Source organism: Arthrobacter sp. PTI12, from assembly GCF_056679915.1.
Genome location: NZ_CM155256.1, coordinates 3,260,295 through 3,276,586, shown reverse-complemented (window position 1 = coordinate 3,276,586; position 16,292 = coordinate 3,260,295). Strand labels below are relative to the sequence as shown.

Sequence of the window (16,292 nt, the reverse complement as noted above, 5' to 3'; positions counted from 1 at the left end):
AAGTTTCAAAGGAGAAACCATGCGCGGCGCCTCTCGAACCCTCCCAGCAGCGGCGGTTGCCGCGCTCCTCGTCCTCAGCGGCTGCGCAGGCGGCGGCGGAGAGGAGGAGGCCACGGACAACACCCTGCGGATCATCTATCAGAAGGCCGGCGAGGCCTCTCCGCTGGACACCCTCATGCAGACCACCAAGGAACAGTTCGAGGCCGCCAATGAGGGCGTCACCGTGGAACTTGAGCCGGTCGAGGGCACTGATGAGGACTACAACACCCGCCTTGCGCTCTCGCAGCGCTCGCCTGACACCGCTCCGGACGTCTTCTATGAGGACACCTTTCGCCTCCGCTCCGATGTTGAGGCCGGGTACCTGCTCAATCTCGACGAACACCTAGCCGGCTGGGATGAGTGGGATGCCTTCAATGAGCGCGCAAAGGAAGCAGGAAAGGCGGACGACGGCGGCACCTACGCGGTGCCGCTTGGCACCGACACCCGGGTCATCTGGTACAACAAGCAGGTGCTCCAGGACGCCGGGATCGAGGTTCCCTGGCAGCCCGAATCATGGGATGACCTCCTCGAGATGGCTCGTACCGTCAAGGAAGCGCAGCCTGATTCACGGCCGTTCAGCATGTACGCGGGAACGGGCACCGGTGAGGGCACCGTCATGCAGAGCTTCTACGAGCTGCTCTACGGCACTGAAAGCGGCGGTCTCTATGATGACGAGTCGTCGAAGTGGATTGCCGGATCCCAGGGCTTCGTCGATTCGCTGGCGTTCCTGAAGACTCTCTATGACGAGGAATACGCCGTTACCCCGGCCGAGGCCCTCGATCCCAACGTGTGGCAGGTAGTCCTCGGCACCATGCTGCCGGAAAACCAGATGGCAGCCACAGTGGAAGGTTCCTATGCGCCGTCGTTCTGGCAGGAAGGCGGCATGTTCGAGTGGCCGGAATACGCGGACGTGATGGGCGTTGCGCCGTTCCCCACCCAGAACGGCCAGGAGCCCGGCGCCACGAGCATGTCCGGCGGCTGGACCCTGGCAGTCGGTGCGGGTGCGGAGAATCCGGACCTGGCGTTCGAGTTCCTCACCACCGCCATGAGCCAGGAAAACCTCCTGCAGTACACGGTGGACAGCTCGCAGATCGCTGTGCGTACGGATATCGCCGAAGCGCCCGAGTACCTTGACGCGAACCCGTTCGTGGCGGATGTCTCGGCGGTGCTTGATGTTACGAACTACCGGCCTGCAACCTCGAATTATGCCGAGATTTCGACCGCGGTTCAGGAAGCCACCGAAGCCGTCATCACCGGAGGAGCCACTCCCGAGGAAGCGGCAGCAACGTACGACGAGGCTCTGAAGGCCATCGTCGGCGAAGAGAACGTCGTCGAGGAGTAGCCATCTCCTCCACGGTCACTTCCCGCGGTTCGTCCTCCGGCGCCGCGCGCCGCGGCGGCAGCGGGAACAACAGCCAGGAGCGGGAGCGTAACGGACGGGCCTCCCGCTCCCTGGCGTCGGCGTTGAAGCTCATACCCCTCGCGCCGGCAATCATCCTCATCGGGGTCTTCCTGGCGGGGCCGATCATCTGGTCCTTCTACGGGTCCTTCACCAACGCCGCCCTGACCGGCCCCAACGCGAAGAACCCCGAGTGGATCGGCCTGGAGAACTACACCACCCTCTTTGCCGACCCGCTCTTTCCGCAGTCACTGCTGCTCACCGTTGTCTTTGTGTTGGTGTCGGCCGTGATCGGGCAGAACTTCCTTGGACTCGGCCTCGCGCTGCTCATGCAGCGGGCACACAAGGCGGTTGCCGCCGTCGTCGGCGTGTGTGTGGTGGCAGCGTGGGTACTGCCGGAAATTGTGGCAGCGTTCGTTGCGTACGCGTTCTTCTTCCGGGACGGGACGCTGAATCAAATCACCGGCTTTGCGAGCTTGCCGGCGGTGGACTGGCTCTTTGAGCATCCGATGCTCGCCATTATTCTCGCCAACATCTGGCGGGGGACCGCGTTCTCGATGATGGTCTACCAGGCGGCGCTCAATGACGTGCCGAAGGAGATTACGGAGGCCGCGGAGATCGACGGCGCGAGCGGCGCCAAGTCGCTGGTCTTCGTCACGGTGCCGATGATCCGGCGCAGCATCGCCACCAACCTGATGCTGATTACGCTGCAGACCCTCGCCGTGTTCACGCTGATCTACGTGATGACCGCCGGCGGGCCCACCAACCGGAGCACCACCCTGCCGATCATGGCGTACGAGGAAGCCTTCCGTTACAGCGACATCGGCTACGGCACGGCGATCGCGGTGGTCATGCTGATCATCGGCGCCGCGTTCTCCCTCGCGTACATCCGCCTGCTGCGCGAGAGGAAACCCTCATGAGCGGGCCGGTTTCCAGTACGACGACGACGGCGGCGCCCCCGGATTCGCAGCGGTCCCGCAGCGTCCGCCAGGGTGCCCGCAGCCTGCGCCGCGGGGCGCCCAGCTGGAGCGCCAGTGTTGTTCTGGCCGTAATCGCCCTGTGTTTCGTGGTGCCGCTGAGCTGGCTGGTGCTGGCGTCATTCGATGCTGAAGCGACGTACGAGACTGCCCTGCCGGCGTCCTTCTCGCTGGCCAATTTCACCGCCATTCTGACGCCGGAACAGACGTTTGTGCCGCTGTGGAACAGCTTCATCCTGTCCGGTGGATCGGCGGCGCTGACCGTGATCGCCGCAGTGTTGGCCGCCTACCCGCTGTCCCGCTTCAACACCCGGTTCAACCGACCGTTCCTCTACACGGTGCTCTTTGGTACCTGCCTGCCGATCACGGCCATCATGGTCCCGGTGTACAGCCTGTTTGTGCAGCTGAACCTGCTGGATTCACTCGCCGCGACCACGTTTTTCCTCGCCGCGACGTCCCTGCCGATGGCCATCTGGATGACCAAGAACTTCATGGATTCAGTGCCGGTGTCACTCGAGGAAGCGGCGTGGGTAGATGGCGCGTCCGCCATGAAAGCGCTGTGGCACATTGTGGTGCCGCTGATGCGGCCGGGACTCGGCGTCGTGTTCATCTTCGTGTTCATTCAGGCGTGGGGGAACTTTTTTGTGCCGTTCATCCTGCTGTTCTCGCAGGAAAACCAGCCCGCAGCGGTAAGTATTTTCCGGTTCTTCGGGCAGTTCGGGACGGTCGCGTACGGGCAGCTGGCCGCATTCTCGATCCTCTATGCACTGCCCGTGATTGTCCTGTACATCCTCGTTTCGCGTGTGTTCGGTGGCTCCTTTGCCATGTCCGGCGCCCTGAAAGGTTAGCTTCATGCATGACAATCGACTCCTGGTCGAGGCGCGAATCGCCCGGTTCCTTGCCGAGCGGCTGACCCCTGCGGTCTGGCCGGTCTCGGTGCCGCTCGAGGTCTCCGCGTGGCAGGCGCCGGGGGAGCCGGTGCCGTTTTCTTCCGTCGTCGCCGAGCAGTTCGAGCCGTTCGTTGTGGGCTCCATGTGGGGGCGACCGTGGGGGACCACCTGGTTCCGCTTCACCGCGACCGTGCCGGAGGAGTGGTCTGTCTCTTCCGGGCAACAGCTTGAGGCCGTGATTGACCTCGGATTCTCGACGATCATGCCGGGCTTTCAGGCCGAGGGGCTGGTGTACGCGCCGGACGGCCGGGTGATCAAGGCACTGGAGCCGCTGAACATGTGGGTTCCGCTGGACGCGGCGCCGGGCACCGCCGTCGAGTTCTATGTTGAGGCGGCGTCCAACCCCAACGTCATTGACGGGTTCACTTACCAGCCCACGCCGTTGGGGTCGCTGTCCACCGCAGGTTCGGATCCGCTATACACGTTCCGCCGGGCGGAGGTGGCGCTGTTCGACCGCGAGGCATGGGAGCTGGGCCAGGATGTCTGGACGCTGAACGGACTCATGCATGAGCTGGCGGTTGACCTGCCGCGCCGGCACGAAATCCTGCGCGCACTGGAGAAGGCGGTCAACGCCGTCGACCCAACGGATATCTCCGGGACAGCATCGGCGGGCCGCGCGTGTCTGGCTGCGGTGCTGGCTGCGCCTGCGCACGCGAGTGCGCACCGGCTGCACGCGGTGGGCCATGCGCATATCGACAGCGCCTGGCTCTGGCCGGTCCGGGAGACAGTGCGCAAGGTGGCGCGGACGTTCTCCAACGTGCTTGAGCTGATGGACCACAATCCGGACTTCGTGTTTGCCGCCTCCTCGGCGCAGCAGTACGCGTGGCTCAAGTCGTCCTACCCAGACCTGTTCGAGCGGGTCGCGGAGAAGGTCCTGTCCGGGCAGTTTGCGCCGGCCGGCGGCATGTGGGTGGAGTCGGATACCAATATGCCGGGCGGTGAGGCGCTTGCGCGGCAGTTTGTTGCCGGTAAGCGTTTCTTCCTCGAAAACTTTGGCGTGGAGCCGCTGGAGGTGTGGTTGCCGGATTCCTTCGGGTACTCGGCTGCGCTGCCGCAGATTGTCCGCGCGGCGGGGTCGCAGTACTTCCTCACCCAGAAGATTTCGTGGAACGAGACGAACCTGTTCCCGCATTCGTCCTTCAACTGGGAGGGCATTGACGGCACGAGGGTCTTCACGCACTTCCCGCCGGTGGACACCTACAACTCGGATCTCAGCGGACCCGATCTTGCCCGCGCCCAGCGGAACTACCGGGAGAAGGGCGCCGCCAACGCCTCGCTGGTCCCGTTCGGCTGGGGCGACGGCGGTGGCGGACCCACCCGGGAGATGCTCGCCGCTGCTGCCCGCGCCGCTTCCCTCGAGGGGTCGCCGACTGTGACGCTGTCTTCTCCTGCACGGTTCTTCTCGGAGGCAGCCGCCGAGTATCCGGATGCACCGGTATGGTCCGGTGAGCTGTACCTTGAGTTCCACCGCGGCACGTACACCTCGCAGGCGCGGACCAAGCGAGGCAACCGTCGCTGTGAACACCTGCTGCGTGAGGCTGAGCTGTGGTGCACGCTTGCTGCGGTCCGTTCAGGTTTTGCGTATCCCTACGACGAGCTGGAAACCGCCTGGCATACGGTGCTGTTGCAACAGTTCCACGACATCCTGCCGGGATCCTCGATTGCCTGGGTCCATGAGGAGGCCGAGCGGAACTATGCGGCGGTCACGGCTTCGCTGGAGTCGCTGATTGCCGCGGCGTTGGAGGCGCTGCTGGGCGACGGATCAGCGACAGCCGCGCTGAATGCTGGCCCCTATCGCGTGGAGGGTGTGCCTGCGCTGGGAGGTGCAGCGCCGTCGTCGTCGGCTGTTTATGAACCGGCACGCGAGGGGTCCTCGTGGGTGTTGGAAAGCGAATCCCTGCGGCTGACGGTTGATGAGAACGGGTTGTTCACCTCCTTGGTGGTTGACGGCTTGAGTGCGTCCGGCGGGCGGGAAGTCATCCCCGCGGGCACGAGCGCCAACGTGTTCCAGCTGTTCCGGGATACGCCGAATCAGTGGGACGCCTGGGATATCGATGAGCATTACAAGTTCAATATCACCGAGCTGACCGAGGCGGCGTCCGTTGATGCGGTCGGTTCCGTGTTGCGGGTGGAGCGGGTGTTCGGGAAGTCGCGGCTGGTTCAGCGGATTTCGTTGAGTGCTGACGGCACCGCGGTGAACCTGTCGATCGAGGTTGACTGGCATGAGCAGCAAAAGCTCCTCAAACTCGCGTTCCCGGTGGATGTGCTGGCTGATCGTGCGGCGTCGGAGATCCAGTTCGGGCATATCCAGCGACCGACGGCCACGAACACGTCCTGGGATGCTGCGCGGTTTGAGACGGTGGCGCACCGCTGGGTCCACGTGGGGGAGCCCGAGTTTGGGGTGTCGCTGGCGAATGATTCGACGTACGGCTATGACGTCACCCGGGCGGAGTCGCCGTCCGGTGTTCCACATACACTGGTGCGTGCATCACTGCTGAGGGGGCCGCTGTTTCCGGACCCGCAGGCTGACCAGGGAGCGCATACCTTCCAATTTTCGCTGCGGCCCTCGTCCGGAATTGCTGAGGCGGTTGCGGAGGGCTATCGATTGAATCTGCCGGTGCGTACGGTGGCCGGCGTGGGGTCTTCAACTGTTGAGCCGGTAATGACTGTGTCCAATCCAGCGGTGGTCGTGGAGGCGGTGAAACTTGCCGAGGACCGGAGCGGTGATGTTGTGGTGCGGCTGTATGAGGCGTTCGGAGGGCGGGCTTCGGTGGTGCTTTCGGCCGGCTTTGAGTATTCGTCCGTGGAGGTCACGGACCTGTTGGAGCGTCCGGTTTCGGCGGACTTCCTGAACACCGACGACGGCGGTGTTGCTCTCTCGCTGCGACCCTTCCAGTTGGTGACGCTGCGGTTTCGGCGGTAGGCCTGTATTGGGGGCTGACGAGGGCGTCGTGCATTCTCCGCTAGAACGGTGGCGGTAGTTCGGGCGGTTCGACGTAGGTCTCACCACCGAGCGACGTGACGTTGAGTGTGCCGGAGTCGTCCTGCCCGATAGACCAGAGGCCCTCGGTTTTCATCATGTGGTGTCGTTTACACCGAGGCCCGAGATTAGTCAGCGACGTTTGCCCGCCGTGTGCCCAGGGGATGATGTGGTCGATTTCGCAGGACCACGACGACCGGTTGCACCCCGGATGAATACAGGTCGGGTTGGTGATTCTCACCCAATCCTGAAGGTGTTTCGGTGGCCGGTATCTGTCTCTGCCGACGCTGAGCACCGCGCCCGTTTCAGGGTGGACGAGGATTCTGGTGAAACTCGGTGCGTGCGCGGCGAGGTTCCGGGCCGTTTCGGGGTCAATGGGCCCGTATCCATCGAGGTAGCCGTTCTCACAGCCCTCGAGATCCGGGGCGGCGCCCTCGATGGCGAGCGCGCCGGCAACGCGTGGCGCTCCTGCATGGGCTTCTTGCGTAACAGCCTCCACAGCGTCAGCGGGTAAGTTCACCGCCGCGCTTTCATCGAAGTCGGTGCCGCGTGCGCCGGAAAGATCCTGCCAGTCAGCGCGAGTGTGACCGAGCAGTGTCATCACGGGAACTGTGACAAACACTGTGGCTCCTACACCGCGGAAGCCTGTGCCCTTCTTCGGGTCTCCGGCGCAAGTATGGGTCAGGACATCAGCGAACACATCCGCACGCAACTGTGACAGAGTGCGGGCCTCGTCGCGACCCTGCAAGGAGCGGGCCGCGGCGTCCACACGGTTGAAGATCCCGTGTGCCTGCTCCGCGGGAAGATAGGCGCTGAGCCAGGCCATACCGTCCTGCTCAGGCTCCACTGCAACGCGGCGATCTTTCACCTCACGGGTTTTCCGTTCGATGATCGACTCGGGATGCAGTTTCTCGCGGAGCTGCCTGCAGCGCCGGACGAGCTTGGGGCGCGTCAGCGCGCCGGCCGTTTCCAGGACCGCATCCTCAAACCCGGCCGTGGCCTCTGCCGGAATGCATTGCGATTCCTGAACGATGACCTGCGCCTGAGTGGGGCTGATGGTGCCGTCGTCAAGCGCCTCCCACGTTCCCGGTAGGTCTTCCCTCAAACGCAGCGCTTCACCGAGCATTTGTTGCGCTGCCCTTCCCGGCACCCGCAGCAACGGGGCGATTTCCTCAGCCGCCATGGTGAAGCTCAGATCCGGAGAGGTGCCACCCTCCCCGGGCTTCCCCAAAGCGGTGCCGTCAATTGCGCGAATATGGTCGAAGACATCAGCGATCAGTACGGCCTGTCTGGCTGCGGCCCAGGACGCCAACCGCTGTGCTGCCCGGAGTAGGTCGAGACTGTCAGCGATGGACCGCGACCGCCGGGACTCTGACGACCGAATGTTCTGCAACCGGCCAACCAGTTGGTACGCCGATGCTGAGTCCACGGCGGCGCGGGAACGGGCCTCGGATTCGCCGTCGTCGAATTCATCATCCCAATCCAGCGAAAAGGACTGGCCGGGATGCAGGTCCCACCAGCGCTGGTCCGCCTCAGCGTAGGCGGCATCGAGAACGCGCTCGTACGCTTCTTCGCGAGTCAGCCCATCGGCTTCCTCGAGCGTCTCCCACATCCTGATTCCCATAGAAAACAGCTAATCATCCGGCTCTGACATTCTTGGATCGATGCCTAAAGAGCCGGAAGAAGCCGCCCTTCACCGTGCTTTCACACGCAGCGATCCGGGATGCGAAGACTTACGTTCCCGCCTGTCTGCCGTCCACATGACGTAGCCTGCCGACGCGATCGCGAGCTGGAACGGAACGGCAAACAGGACTGCTGAGGTCTGTTCGTTTGCCACCAGCAGCAGTGCGCTGCTCACCACAAGGAAGACGCCGATCCACCGCGGCAGCACTCCTGAGCGGAGGGTGAAGATGCCGATCAGCACAAACCCGATAATGAGCGCCACCATGCCGACGACGACGAAGTAGGGCATGCCGGAAAAGTCACCATCGAAGAACGCGGCCTGGAGAAAGACCGCTGCAAGCAGCACCAGAAAGCCCAGGGCGGCGGATCCCAGCCCGATGTGCATGAGCCTCGGCGGACGTCCGGATAGACGTGCCCTGAAGGTCAACCCAATGATCCCAATGAGAACGAGGATGGCCGCAACAGAACCAAGACCGGTAACAAGACCGGACGCAGTCCGCATCGATTGAGCGCCGCACTCACTTCCGACGCAGCCGCTCGGTTGGAGGGAGTGGAGGACTATCGCGAGTGAGCCCAAGGCTCCGCCGGCCAGAGCGGAGGGCCCGGCCAGGCGAGAGCTCCAGTGCGTTTGGAGAAAGTCCCAGGACATGAATGACCGCCATCAATAAGGAGACCCAGGAGAAATGATGCTTTATGGTCACCCGGCGGCAAGTTCGGCGTCAAGAGTAGTCTGAACGACCGGGGTGCAGGCTGTGCCCGGTCCAAGGCACCCTAATCGCCCGTCATAGTCAGCTCGCGAAGAAAGACGACTTCATCTTCGAAATTTCACCAGCAGATGGCGTCATCGTGCTGGAGAGTATAGGTACGCGTTGCCTCCACCAAGGAAGGTGCATCATGACCAAGTGGCGAGTCCGCGACTTTCACACCACCGATCTGGACGGAATACTGCACCTCTGGGAGTCTGCCAAAGCTGCAAGCGCCGAATCCGTCTATGCGCTTTCGGAAGTGTTGGCATCGTGCGAGAAGGATTATGCCGTTGTCGCGGTGGAGGGCGATCAAGTGATCGGCGCCGCCGTCGGGAGGGCAGCGCATGATCAGGGGTGGATCGTTTTTCTGGCCGTCCTGCCTGAGTATCGCAGCAGCGGAATCGGAACGGCGCTGCTCGCCGGCGTCGAAACCCGTATGGCGCCACACGGCTTGAACAAGCTGTCGGCGCTGATGCCGGAAGCTGAAACTCGGGTGGGAGCATTCCTTGCCCGGGGTTTCAGCCTGAAACAGAACCTGCGCTATCTCGAGCGGAAAATTCCGGTTCAGCGGCAGGAGCTCGAACCGCTGAGTTCACTGGGAGGCAGGGTACTTGCACGCGGCCTGTGGGAGAACGTTTCCGGGATGCGCAAGGAGAAGGAACTGTTGGAGCGGCGCCTGGTGTTGCCCCTGGCGAAAGCGGATCTGGCTGACGAATTCGGGGTAGTGCCTCCACGCGCCGTCGTTCTCTTTGGTCCGCCGGGCACCGGCAAGACGACTTTCGCGAAAGCAATTTCCTCACGGCTTGAATGGCCTTTCGTGGAGATATTCCCCTCGCGGCTGGCTTCCGATTCCAAGGGACTCGCGGGAGCCTTGCGAGAAACGTTCTTGGAGGTCGCGGAGCTTGAGCACGCGGTCGTTTTCATCGATGAGGTCGAGGAAATTGCCTCGCATCGGTCGGGTGAGCCGCCGTCTCCGCTGCAGGGCGTCACCAACGAGTTGTTGAAGATCATTCCGGCCTTCCGTGAACAGCCCGGCAGGCTTCTCATCTGTGCCACGAACTTCATCCGCACCCTGGACTCCGCGTTCCTGCGCCACGGACGCTTCGACTACGTCATCCCCATCGGACTTCCGGATCAGCAGGCGCGCGAGGCAATGTGGCAGCGTTTCATTCCTACCTCAGTGGTGAACGACGTCGATGTGCCCCTCCTGGTGCGGCGCACCGATGGGTTCACTCCAGCAGACATTGAATACGCCGCGCGGAGCGCTTCCCAACGGGCGCTGGAGAAGGCGGTCTATGGCAACGGTGGAGGTGGAGCCACGGAGGGAGCCACCAAGGGTCCGGCCACCCAGGACTACCTGGACGCGATCGAGGACACGCGGACCACCGTGAGCGAAGAGGTGCACCGGCAATTCCTGGAGGATATCGACGTCCTCGGGCGGGTGTGAGGAACGACGACGACCGAGCCTGCGCTCTACTGTTCCACCGCTGTGCGCAGAACGGCAGCGACCTCTTCGAAGCCCAGAGAAGTGGCTTGCTGCAAAGGCGTCTGACCATCACCCTGGGAGGGAGACCTCACATCGGCACCGCCGTCGACGAGCAGCTGCACGGTCTCCACGTATCGGGGCGAGCCATCGCCGAAGATAATCGCCTCGTTCAATGCGGTCCAGCCCAGGTTATTGACGTGGTTAACGTCCACATCGGTCTCCAGCAGCCTACGCACCACGTCCGCGTGGCCACGCTCCGCGGCGCGGATCAGAGCGGTGCCGTTGAAACTGTCGAGCGCGTGGACGTCCGCACCGTTGCTCAAGGTCAGCTCCAGCAGCTCGAGGTAGCCCTCACTCGCTGCGATGAGGAAAGCGCTCTGTTGAGTCTCGTCCTCGTAGTTGACGTCAGCACCGGCCTCGATGAGTCGGCTGGCTTCGGCGACGTTGTTGTCCCAGGCGGCGTTGATCAGGTTCTGATTGAGCGCGATCAATTCTTCGGGAGTGAGCGACTTAGGAGTAGCCGGTGGGCTGCTCGGCGGTACCTCAGGAGCAGACGCCACGGCTCCCGGTGACGTGCTCGACGTGCTCGGTGAACTCGACGGGCTGGGTGAAGACGCGGACCCGGAAGGCGTCTGTTGCGTCTGACCGGTCACTTCGCCGCCGTTGCCGGTGCAGCCGGTCAGCAGTAGCAGGAGGCCCAGAACAGTGGCCGGCACGGAGGCCCTCACCGGGAAGCCTTCCGTGAGGTCACCGAGGGGTTACGCCAGAACTTCGTGGGGACCATTCCCATGCGCTCTAGCATACTCGCGCCATGATCCGGACGTCACTCAAGTGCCCCGGCAAAAACTGCCCGTAGGTGCAGGGTCGCCGCTTCGAACCGGCGGGCTTGCGCCTGCGGGCAGTTTTTGGGCTCGGGCCGGCCGTTTCTGGGGGTATCGGGTGCGGAAGGCTCACACCGGGTCACGCGGAAGGAACCGAACCGCCGGCAACAGCCACAGCCCAATCCCGAGCCCGTCGCCGCGGAAGACCACCGAGCAGGTCCGACGGAAGCGAAACGCTCTCAAACCCCGAGCGTGAAGCCATCACCAATACCGATGCCGAAGTATGCTCACGGACGTACACCAGCACATCGCCCTGCGCATACACCCACCACAGTCCTCCGGAAGCCAAGGCCGGCACATCCCGACGCAACCGGCCAAGGTGAGCAACGGCGTCGTATCGTCGCTTGGGCTCCGAACTGCTAGTCGACACGTCCGCGGTAGACGTCCTTGCGATGGCCAAGAGTGACGACGACGATCAACAGGATGTCATCCTCAATGGTGTAGATAATGCGGTAGTCGCCTACTCTTACGCGCATGCCGGGCCTTCCCTGAAGCGCCCGGGCGGCAGGAGGCCGGGGGTCTTCGCTGAGAAGGGCGATGGCTCCCTGTATTCGGCCGCGGTCCTTATGGTCCACGCGGCGGAGGGCTTTTACAGCGGCGGGACGTAACTCGACGCGGTAACGGGTCATGTCCAGCCGAGGTCGGCCTTGACCTGGTCCCAGGGAATGTTCTCCCCTTCCTCAGCCATTGCAGCGTCGAACGCCTCAATGTCTTCGCTGTCCTCGAGCGCTTCCACCATGCGCTCATAGTGTTGTGGGCTGATCATCACTGCTTCAAGCTTCCCGCGTCGTTCAAGGAAAACGGCGCCGTTTTGCGCGTCCTCGATCAGTTCGGGGAGATGCGCTCGTGCGTTCGTCACGCTGACGGTGGTCATAATCTAAATGTACGTTTCGAGATCAGCGATGTACATATTAGCGCCCAACTCTCTCAGCGCCTGAGATTGGCGAAGGGCAGTTGCCCATGGATTAGGAAGAACTCATCCAGAAGAAGCTCGTCTTCGACAGTCGAGGCCGGTCGGTCGGATACGGGCAACCACGAGATGAGAAGATTCGTCGAGTTAGAAAGCTGCCAGATGTAACGACCACCCCGATGGCCTACCGGTTCACCATGCCCAAACCGGGCCAACTCAATTTGTCTTGCACAATCATGCTCCAATCAGTTGCAACAGATAGTCTTCGCTCACCACCGGAATGCCATAGTCTCGCGCTTTGCGCGCTTTGCCCGACAGGCTGTCAGGATCAGCAGCGACGACGAGCTTCACCTTCTTCGTCACTCCGGAGTGAGGCGTGTAGCCTGCGTCGATAATCAGCTGTTCCAACTCGGCGCGATCACGTTGCATCTGGCCCGTCAGAACGATGGTGTCTCCAAGTTCGAGCCCATTCCGTCGCTCGAAAATTGCAGCAGGAGCTGATGGGCGGGTGTCGAGTCCTTCTGCGACGATTTCCTGAGGGACGTCCAAAAGCTTGGCAACCAGTCCGAGGTCGTGTTCTTCGTCCTCGGTGATGACTCCGTCACCCCAAGCTGCTTCGACGAGAGTATGAACGTAGTGTCGGTGCAGGTCGCGTACGGTTTCACGGGCGACTCCGAGTTCATGGGCGAGGTCGACCAGAGCGCTTCCTTCCGTTGCTGACAGATGCCGGTCCAGCAGTGCGCGGTCGAGGAGGGCCAAGTACTGTTCGTGTTCGTGCGGACCGCTGTATTCAGGCAGACGCTGGGAGATTCGGGCGAGGAAGTGAGGTTCCACGAAGTCGATGGGTCGACGCAGTACGGGCGCAATCGGAGGGAAGGTGCCGTACGACTGCCATTTCAGGCTGGCACCGGTATGGAGGTGGTCGTCCCACAGCTGTAACTCGCGGTCGAGATCGATGTAACGGCCAAGTAGCTGAGCTGCCGCAAAGGCATCGTCGCCCGCGCTGTGTGATCTACCTGTTTCGATGCCGAATGAGTCACAGCAATCGCGGAGTGCACGGCCGGCGCCCGGAAGGTAGGTGTGTGCCAGCCGCATGGTGCATAGTCCGCTCAAGTAGCCGGTAGGGAGAGGTGTACCTGCGGATGCGAACTCGTGCGCAAGAAAGCGGGAGTCGAAGGAGAGGTTGTGAGCGACGAGGACGCTTCCGGCGAGAACATGGGTAAGAGTCGGGATGAGCTCGTCAAACGAGGGCGCTGCAAGAACGACATCCCTGGTGGCGGCCGTCCCACGGTGACACTCGTCGAAGGGCAGGACTTCAACACCACACGTTGCGGAGCCTGGCAGAAGCAATAGGGCGGATCGGCGCCATAATGGTCAGATGGGGATGCGACTCCGAATGTCTCACCACACACTGACCCGGCGGTCAGCGGCGATGCTCGCGGCCGGCTTGATCGGCGCGGGTATCGCCCTGACTGGGTGCAGCACTTTCGGCCCCGGCGCTCCGCCCTGCATGCCGCCCACACATTCGGTGAGCCCGTCAACCGTCGAAATCGGCGAAACGGTGACGGTCCACGCGCAGGATGCTGAGTGCGATCCCCGCTACGGAGGGAGCGCCGAAATTCAGGTAATCGTCACAGACTCGCTTGGCAACAGGGTCATCGACACAACCGCGCCCATGAACGACGCCGGCGGCTTCAGCTATTCGTTCGAGGTCCCGGAAGAGGCCGCGACAGGGAAAGCCGCGGTTGAGGCTTACCCGCATAACGTTGACTGGTGTGATGACACCGGCCGGAATAATCGTGTGTCCGAGGCTGACGTGTCACTCCAACGGGTGTCCTGCGCAGCCCGGATTGAACCGCTCACGATCACCGGCTGAGCGCTTCGCCGGGTCAACCGCTTGGCCCCCGGGGGGATCCGACATCGGAATGTCGACCACAGGCAAAATCAGCTCGACCCTTGTCTTTGCCGGACGCGACGCATACTCTTCGAGAGCTGGCACCCCCCTCACAGGCATCCAGAATCATCGCGTCGCCTATCTGGCGGGAAATCGAGCAGGGTGAAATGAGGTCTACCCGAAGTAGCCCTGGTCAGCAGCGATCGTCCCCGCTGGTCGCGGGGGCCTGTATCGCGTTCGCTGTCGCCGGTGCACTGGCCACACTTGGCTGTGTTCTCGCCCTCTACGTTGAATCATCAGGGCTGGGCTCTCCCCGGGATACCGGAATGCGTCCGGCCTACTCAGCTGTGCTGATTGGAGGTGCAGTCGCCGGCATCGCTCTCCCAGCGGCGGTGTGCTTCACAGTACTGCGCGGTTCGCGGCGAGTGGTGGTAGTTGTTGCTGTGCTCGCTGCCATAGCGGTGGCGCTCGCAGTACTGGGAATCACGGGCTGAAACCATACCCAACCCCCGGCAACTGCCACAGCCCAATCCCGAGCCCGTCGCCGCTGAAACCTACCGAATCGGCAGCCCACTCCGCCGAGATACTGCCCGTACTCCACAGTTCTGTAGGCTGACCGTCCAAAGGGACACCAATCAGGTCCAACGGAAGCTGAACCTCGTCAAACCCAGACCGTGAAGCCACAACCAACACCGAACCGGACACGTGCTCACGGAGGTAAACCAGCACATCGCCCTGCGCATACAACCACCGCAGTCCTCCGAAAGCCAAGGCAGGGACATCCCGACGCAACCTGCCAAGGTGGGCAACGGCGTCGCACAGGTTCCGTTGTTCCGTCGAGAGCGAGTCCCACGGCATCGGCGTCCGGGAATCCTCACCGTTGACGCCTTCAAGACCGAACTCGTCACCGGCAAAGAGCGTCGGAATCCCGGGCATCGAGAACAGAATGCCCAGCCCGATCAGCTGTCCACCAGGAACCATGACGGTCGAAGCACGGGCAGTGTCATGCGTGTTCAGCGCGATCATGTTCTGCGTCCGGACCTGCCACGGAAATGCCGCCGCAAACACTGCATGCAGCTCCACGAACTGCTCGGCCGGAATACGGTTGGGACCGGGCAGGGGAGTCCCGAAGAAGTTGACGTCCGAGGACCCAGCAAGCCATTGCCACAGCGGACGCGTGAAGTTCGAGTAAGTCATGGCCCCGTGCCAGGTGTCGCCGTCGAAATCTTGCGCTGCATCATTGGTCGATTCCGCAAGCAGCAGCGTGTCAGGATTAACAGACCGCATCGTCGAGCGTACGGCAGAAGCCACCGAATGGTTCAGGTCCACGTCCCCATGGCGGCCGGTCATATTCGCCACATCGATCCGCCACCCGTCCAGCTTGAACGGAGCCTCCAGGAACCGCGCGACGACGGACCCCGGCCCGCTCACGAATCGGTCCCGTAGCGCCGGGGAGAGCCAGTTCAGCTTGGGCAGGCTCGGCACACCAAACCACGACGCATACTCGGAACCGTCCTCGGAAAAGTAGTAGAAACCGGCCTCCTCGGAGGCAGGATCGGACGACGCCGTCCGGAACCACTCGTGCGCAGCTCCCGTGTGGTTGGTGGTGAGGTCACCGATCACCTTCAAGCCCCGCTCATGAGCCGCCGAAACGAGCCGGATCAGCGCCTCATCGCCGCCGAGCAACGGATCCACCATGGCGAACGTCGATGCGTCGTACCGGTGGTTGGAACGCGCCGGAAAGAACGGCGTCAGGTACACCACCGTGGCGCCGAGCGAGGCGATGTGATCGAGCCGCTCCGTAATCCCGTCGAGGTCGCCGCCATAGAACTGGTACGGCGTATCGGGGCCGGTTGGCTGAACCGGAGCATCCCAATCGCAGGGAACCGCCCAATCCGGGGCTTCGGATGCCGCCGACGTAGAACGCCCGAACCGGTCCGGGAAGATCTGGTAGATCACGCCGCTCCGCGCCCATGAAGGTGCAGGCTCATGGGTCACCATCCGGAAGTCGTGCACATCAGGCGTATCCCGGGTGAAGAACCCCTCGGCGTTCAGCCAGTGCCAGGATGAGCCCTCGGAAGCGCCAACCTCCAGCAGAAACCGGTACCGCGTCACAGGATTCACCAGCAGAACTGAGGCCTCCCACCAGTCCCACGCACCGTCCGTGCCGAGAAGGACCGCCTCGTCATAGTGTGGCTCCGCATCACGCAGCGACCGGACAAACACCCGCTCGACCGAACCGAACGCATGCGGCACCCGAAGACGGACCGGCAACGCAGCACCGAGATCGGGGGAGGACGGCACATACAGTGCCGATCCGTCGTGATGCGGAACCTGGAACATCGTT

Annotated in this window: 16 protein-coding genes; 8 read left to right on the top strand and 8 right to left on the bottom strand. The window is 62.9% G+C overall.

Annotation, left to right across the window (positions count from 1 at the left end):
* The first annotated feature begins 19 nt into the window (after nt 1-19).
* From AC1MBU_RS15660 to AC1MBU_RS15645, 4 genes are all read left to right on the top strand, one after another.
* Nucleotides 20-1,381 (top strand): extracellular solute-binding protein, encoded by a 1,362-nt coding sequence (locus tag AC1MBU_RS15660; protein ID WP_479787926.1) that lies wholly within the window; start codon nt 20-22, stop codon nt 1,379-1,381.
* Nucleotides 1,382-1,503: 122 nt separating this feature from the next.
* Nucleotides 1,504-2,358 (top strand): carbohydrate ABC transporter permease, encoded by an 855-nt coding sequence (locus tag AC1MBU_RS15655; protein WP_479787924.1) that lies wholly within the window; start codon nt 1,504-1,506, stop codon nt 2,356-2,358.
* Nucleotides 2,355-3,263 (top strand): carbohydrate ABC transporter permease, encoded by a 909-nt coding sequence (locus tag AC1MBU_RS15650; RefSeq protein WP_277357447.1) that lies wholly within the window; start codon nt 2,355-2,357, stop codon nt 3,261-3,263. The genes AC1MBU_RS15655 and AC1MBU_RS15650 overlap by 4 nt, the downstream gene beginning before the upstream one ends.
* Before the next feature lie 4 nt (nt 3,264-3,267).
* On the top strand, nt 3,268-6,288 hold the full coding sequence (locus AC1MBU_RS15645) for an alpha-mannosidase (protein WP_479787923.1): 3,021 nt from the start codon (nt 3,268-3,270) through the stop codon (nt 6,286-6,288).
* 40 nt (nt 6,289-6,328) lie between these two features.
* On the opposite strand, the gene AC1MBU_RS15640 is transcribed toward AC1MBU_RS15645, so the two are convergent.
* Complete coding sequence (locus AC1MBU_RS15640) at nt 6,329-7,969, bottom strand: HNH endonuclease signature motif containing protein (protein WP_479787921.1); 1,641 nt, start codon at nt 7,967-7,969, stop codon at nt 6,329-6,331.
* A gap of 69 nt (nt 7,970-8,038) precedes the next feature.
* Nucleotides 8,039-8,530, bottom strand: a complete 492-nt coding sequence (locus tag AC1MBU_RS15635; RefSeq protein ID WP_479787918.1) for a hypothetical protein — start codon at nt 8,528-8,530, stop codon at nt 8,039-8,041.
* A 392-nt stretch (nt 8,531-8,922) separates the two neighbouring features.
* Here AC1MBU_RS15635 and AC1MBU_RS15630 point away from each other — a divergent pair, with 392 nt between their 5' ends.
* The gene (locus tag AC1MBU_RS15630; protein ID WP_346027397.1) at nt 8,923-10,221 is read left to right on the top strand and encodes an ATP-binding protein; all 1,299 of its coding nucleotides are present in this window, start codon (nt 8,923-8,925) and stop codon (nt 10,219-10,221) included.
* Between the two features lie 26 nt (nt 10,222-10,247).
* Here the strand turns inward: AC1MBU_RS15630 and AC1MBU_RS15625 are convergent, their stop codons facing one another.
* Nucleotides 10,248-10,751 carry an ankyrin repeat domain-containing protein gene (locus AC1MBU_RS15625; protein ID WP_479787916.1) on the bottom strand — a complete coding sequence of 168 codons (504 nt, stop codon included), beginning with the start codon at nt 10,749-10,751 and terminating at the stop codon, nt 10,248-10,250.
* Nucleotides 10,752-10,761: 10 nt separating this feature from the next.
* Between AC1MBU_RS15625 and AC1MBU_RS15620 the strand changes: the two genes are divergently transcribed.
* On the top strand, nt 10,762-10,905 hold the full coding sequence (locus tag AC1MBU_RS15620; protein ID WP_479787914.1) for a hypothetical protein: 144 nt from the start codon (nt 10,762-10,764) through the stop codon (nt 10,903-10,905).
* Nucleotides 10,906-11,220: 315 nt separating this feature from the next.
* On the opposite strand, the gene AC1MBU_RS15615 is transcribed toward AC1MBU_RS15620, so the two are convergent.
* The 4 genes from AC1MBU_RS15615 to AC1MBU_RS15600 form a co-directional block, all read right to left on the bottom strand.
* Nucleotides 11,221-11,511 (bottom strand): hypothetical protein, encoded by a 291-nt coding sequence (locus AC1MBU_RS15615; RefSeq protein WP_277357441.1) that lies wholly within the window; start codon nt 11,509-11,511, stop codon nt 11,221-11,223.
* Nucleotides 11,501-11,770, bottom strand: a complete 270-nt coding sequence (locus AC1MBU_RS15610) for a type II toxin-antitoxin system RelE family toxin (protein ID WP_277357440.1) — start codon at nt 11,768-11,770, stop codon at nt 11,501-11,503. The genes AC1MBU_RS15615 and AC1MBU_RS15610 overlap by 11 nt, the downstream gene beginning before the upstream one ends.
* Complete coding sequence (locus AC1MBU_RS15605; protein ID WP_277357439.1) at nt 11,767-12,015, bottom strand: type II toxin-antitoxin system Phd/YefM family antitoxin; 249 nt, start codon at nt 12,013-12,015, stop codon at nt 11,767-11,769. Before AC1MBU_RS15605 ends, AC1MBU_RS15610 begins: the two co-directional genes overlap by 4 nt.
* 270 nt (nt 12,016-12,285) lie before the next feature.
* On the bottom strand, nt 12,286-13,401 hold the full coding sequence (locus AC1MBU_RS15600; protein WP_479787913.1) for an exonuclease domain-containing protein: 1,116 nt from the start codon (nt 13,399-13,401) through the stop codon (nt 12,286-12,288).
* A 46-nt stretch (nt 13,402-13,447) separates the two neighbouring features.
* On the opposite strand from AC1MBU_RS15600, the gene AC1MBU_RS15595 reads away from it, so the two are divergent.
* Both AC1MBU_RS15595 and AC1MBU_RS15590 read left to right on the top strand, forming a co-directional pair.
* Nucleotides 13,448-13,927, top strand: a complete 480-nt coding sequence (locus AC1MBU_RS15595) for a hypothetical protein (RefSeq protein WP_479787912.1) — start codon at nt 13,448-13,450, stop codon at nt 13,925-13,927.
* Nucleotides 13,928-14,112: 185 nt separating this feature from the next.
* Nucleotides 14,113-14,439 (top strand): hypothetical protein, encoded by a 327-nt coding sequence (locus AC1MBU_RS15590; RefSeq protein ID WP_479787910.1) that lies wholly within the window; start codon nt 14,113-14,115, stop codon nt 14,437-14,439.
* Here the strand turns inward: AC1MBU_RS15590 and AC1MBU_RS15585 are convergent.
* Nucleotides 14,429-16,288, bottom strand: coding sequence for a glycoside hydrolase family 13 protein (locus AC1MBU_RS15585; RefSeq protein ID WP_479787908.1), 1,860 nt, complete (start codon nt 16,286-16,288; stop codon nt 14,429-14,431). The two genes, AC1MBU_RS15590 and AC1MBU_RS15585, sit on opposite strands and share 11 nt — an antisense overlap.
* Between the last annotated feature and the right edge of the window lie 4 nt (nt 16,289-16,292).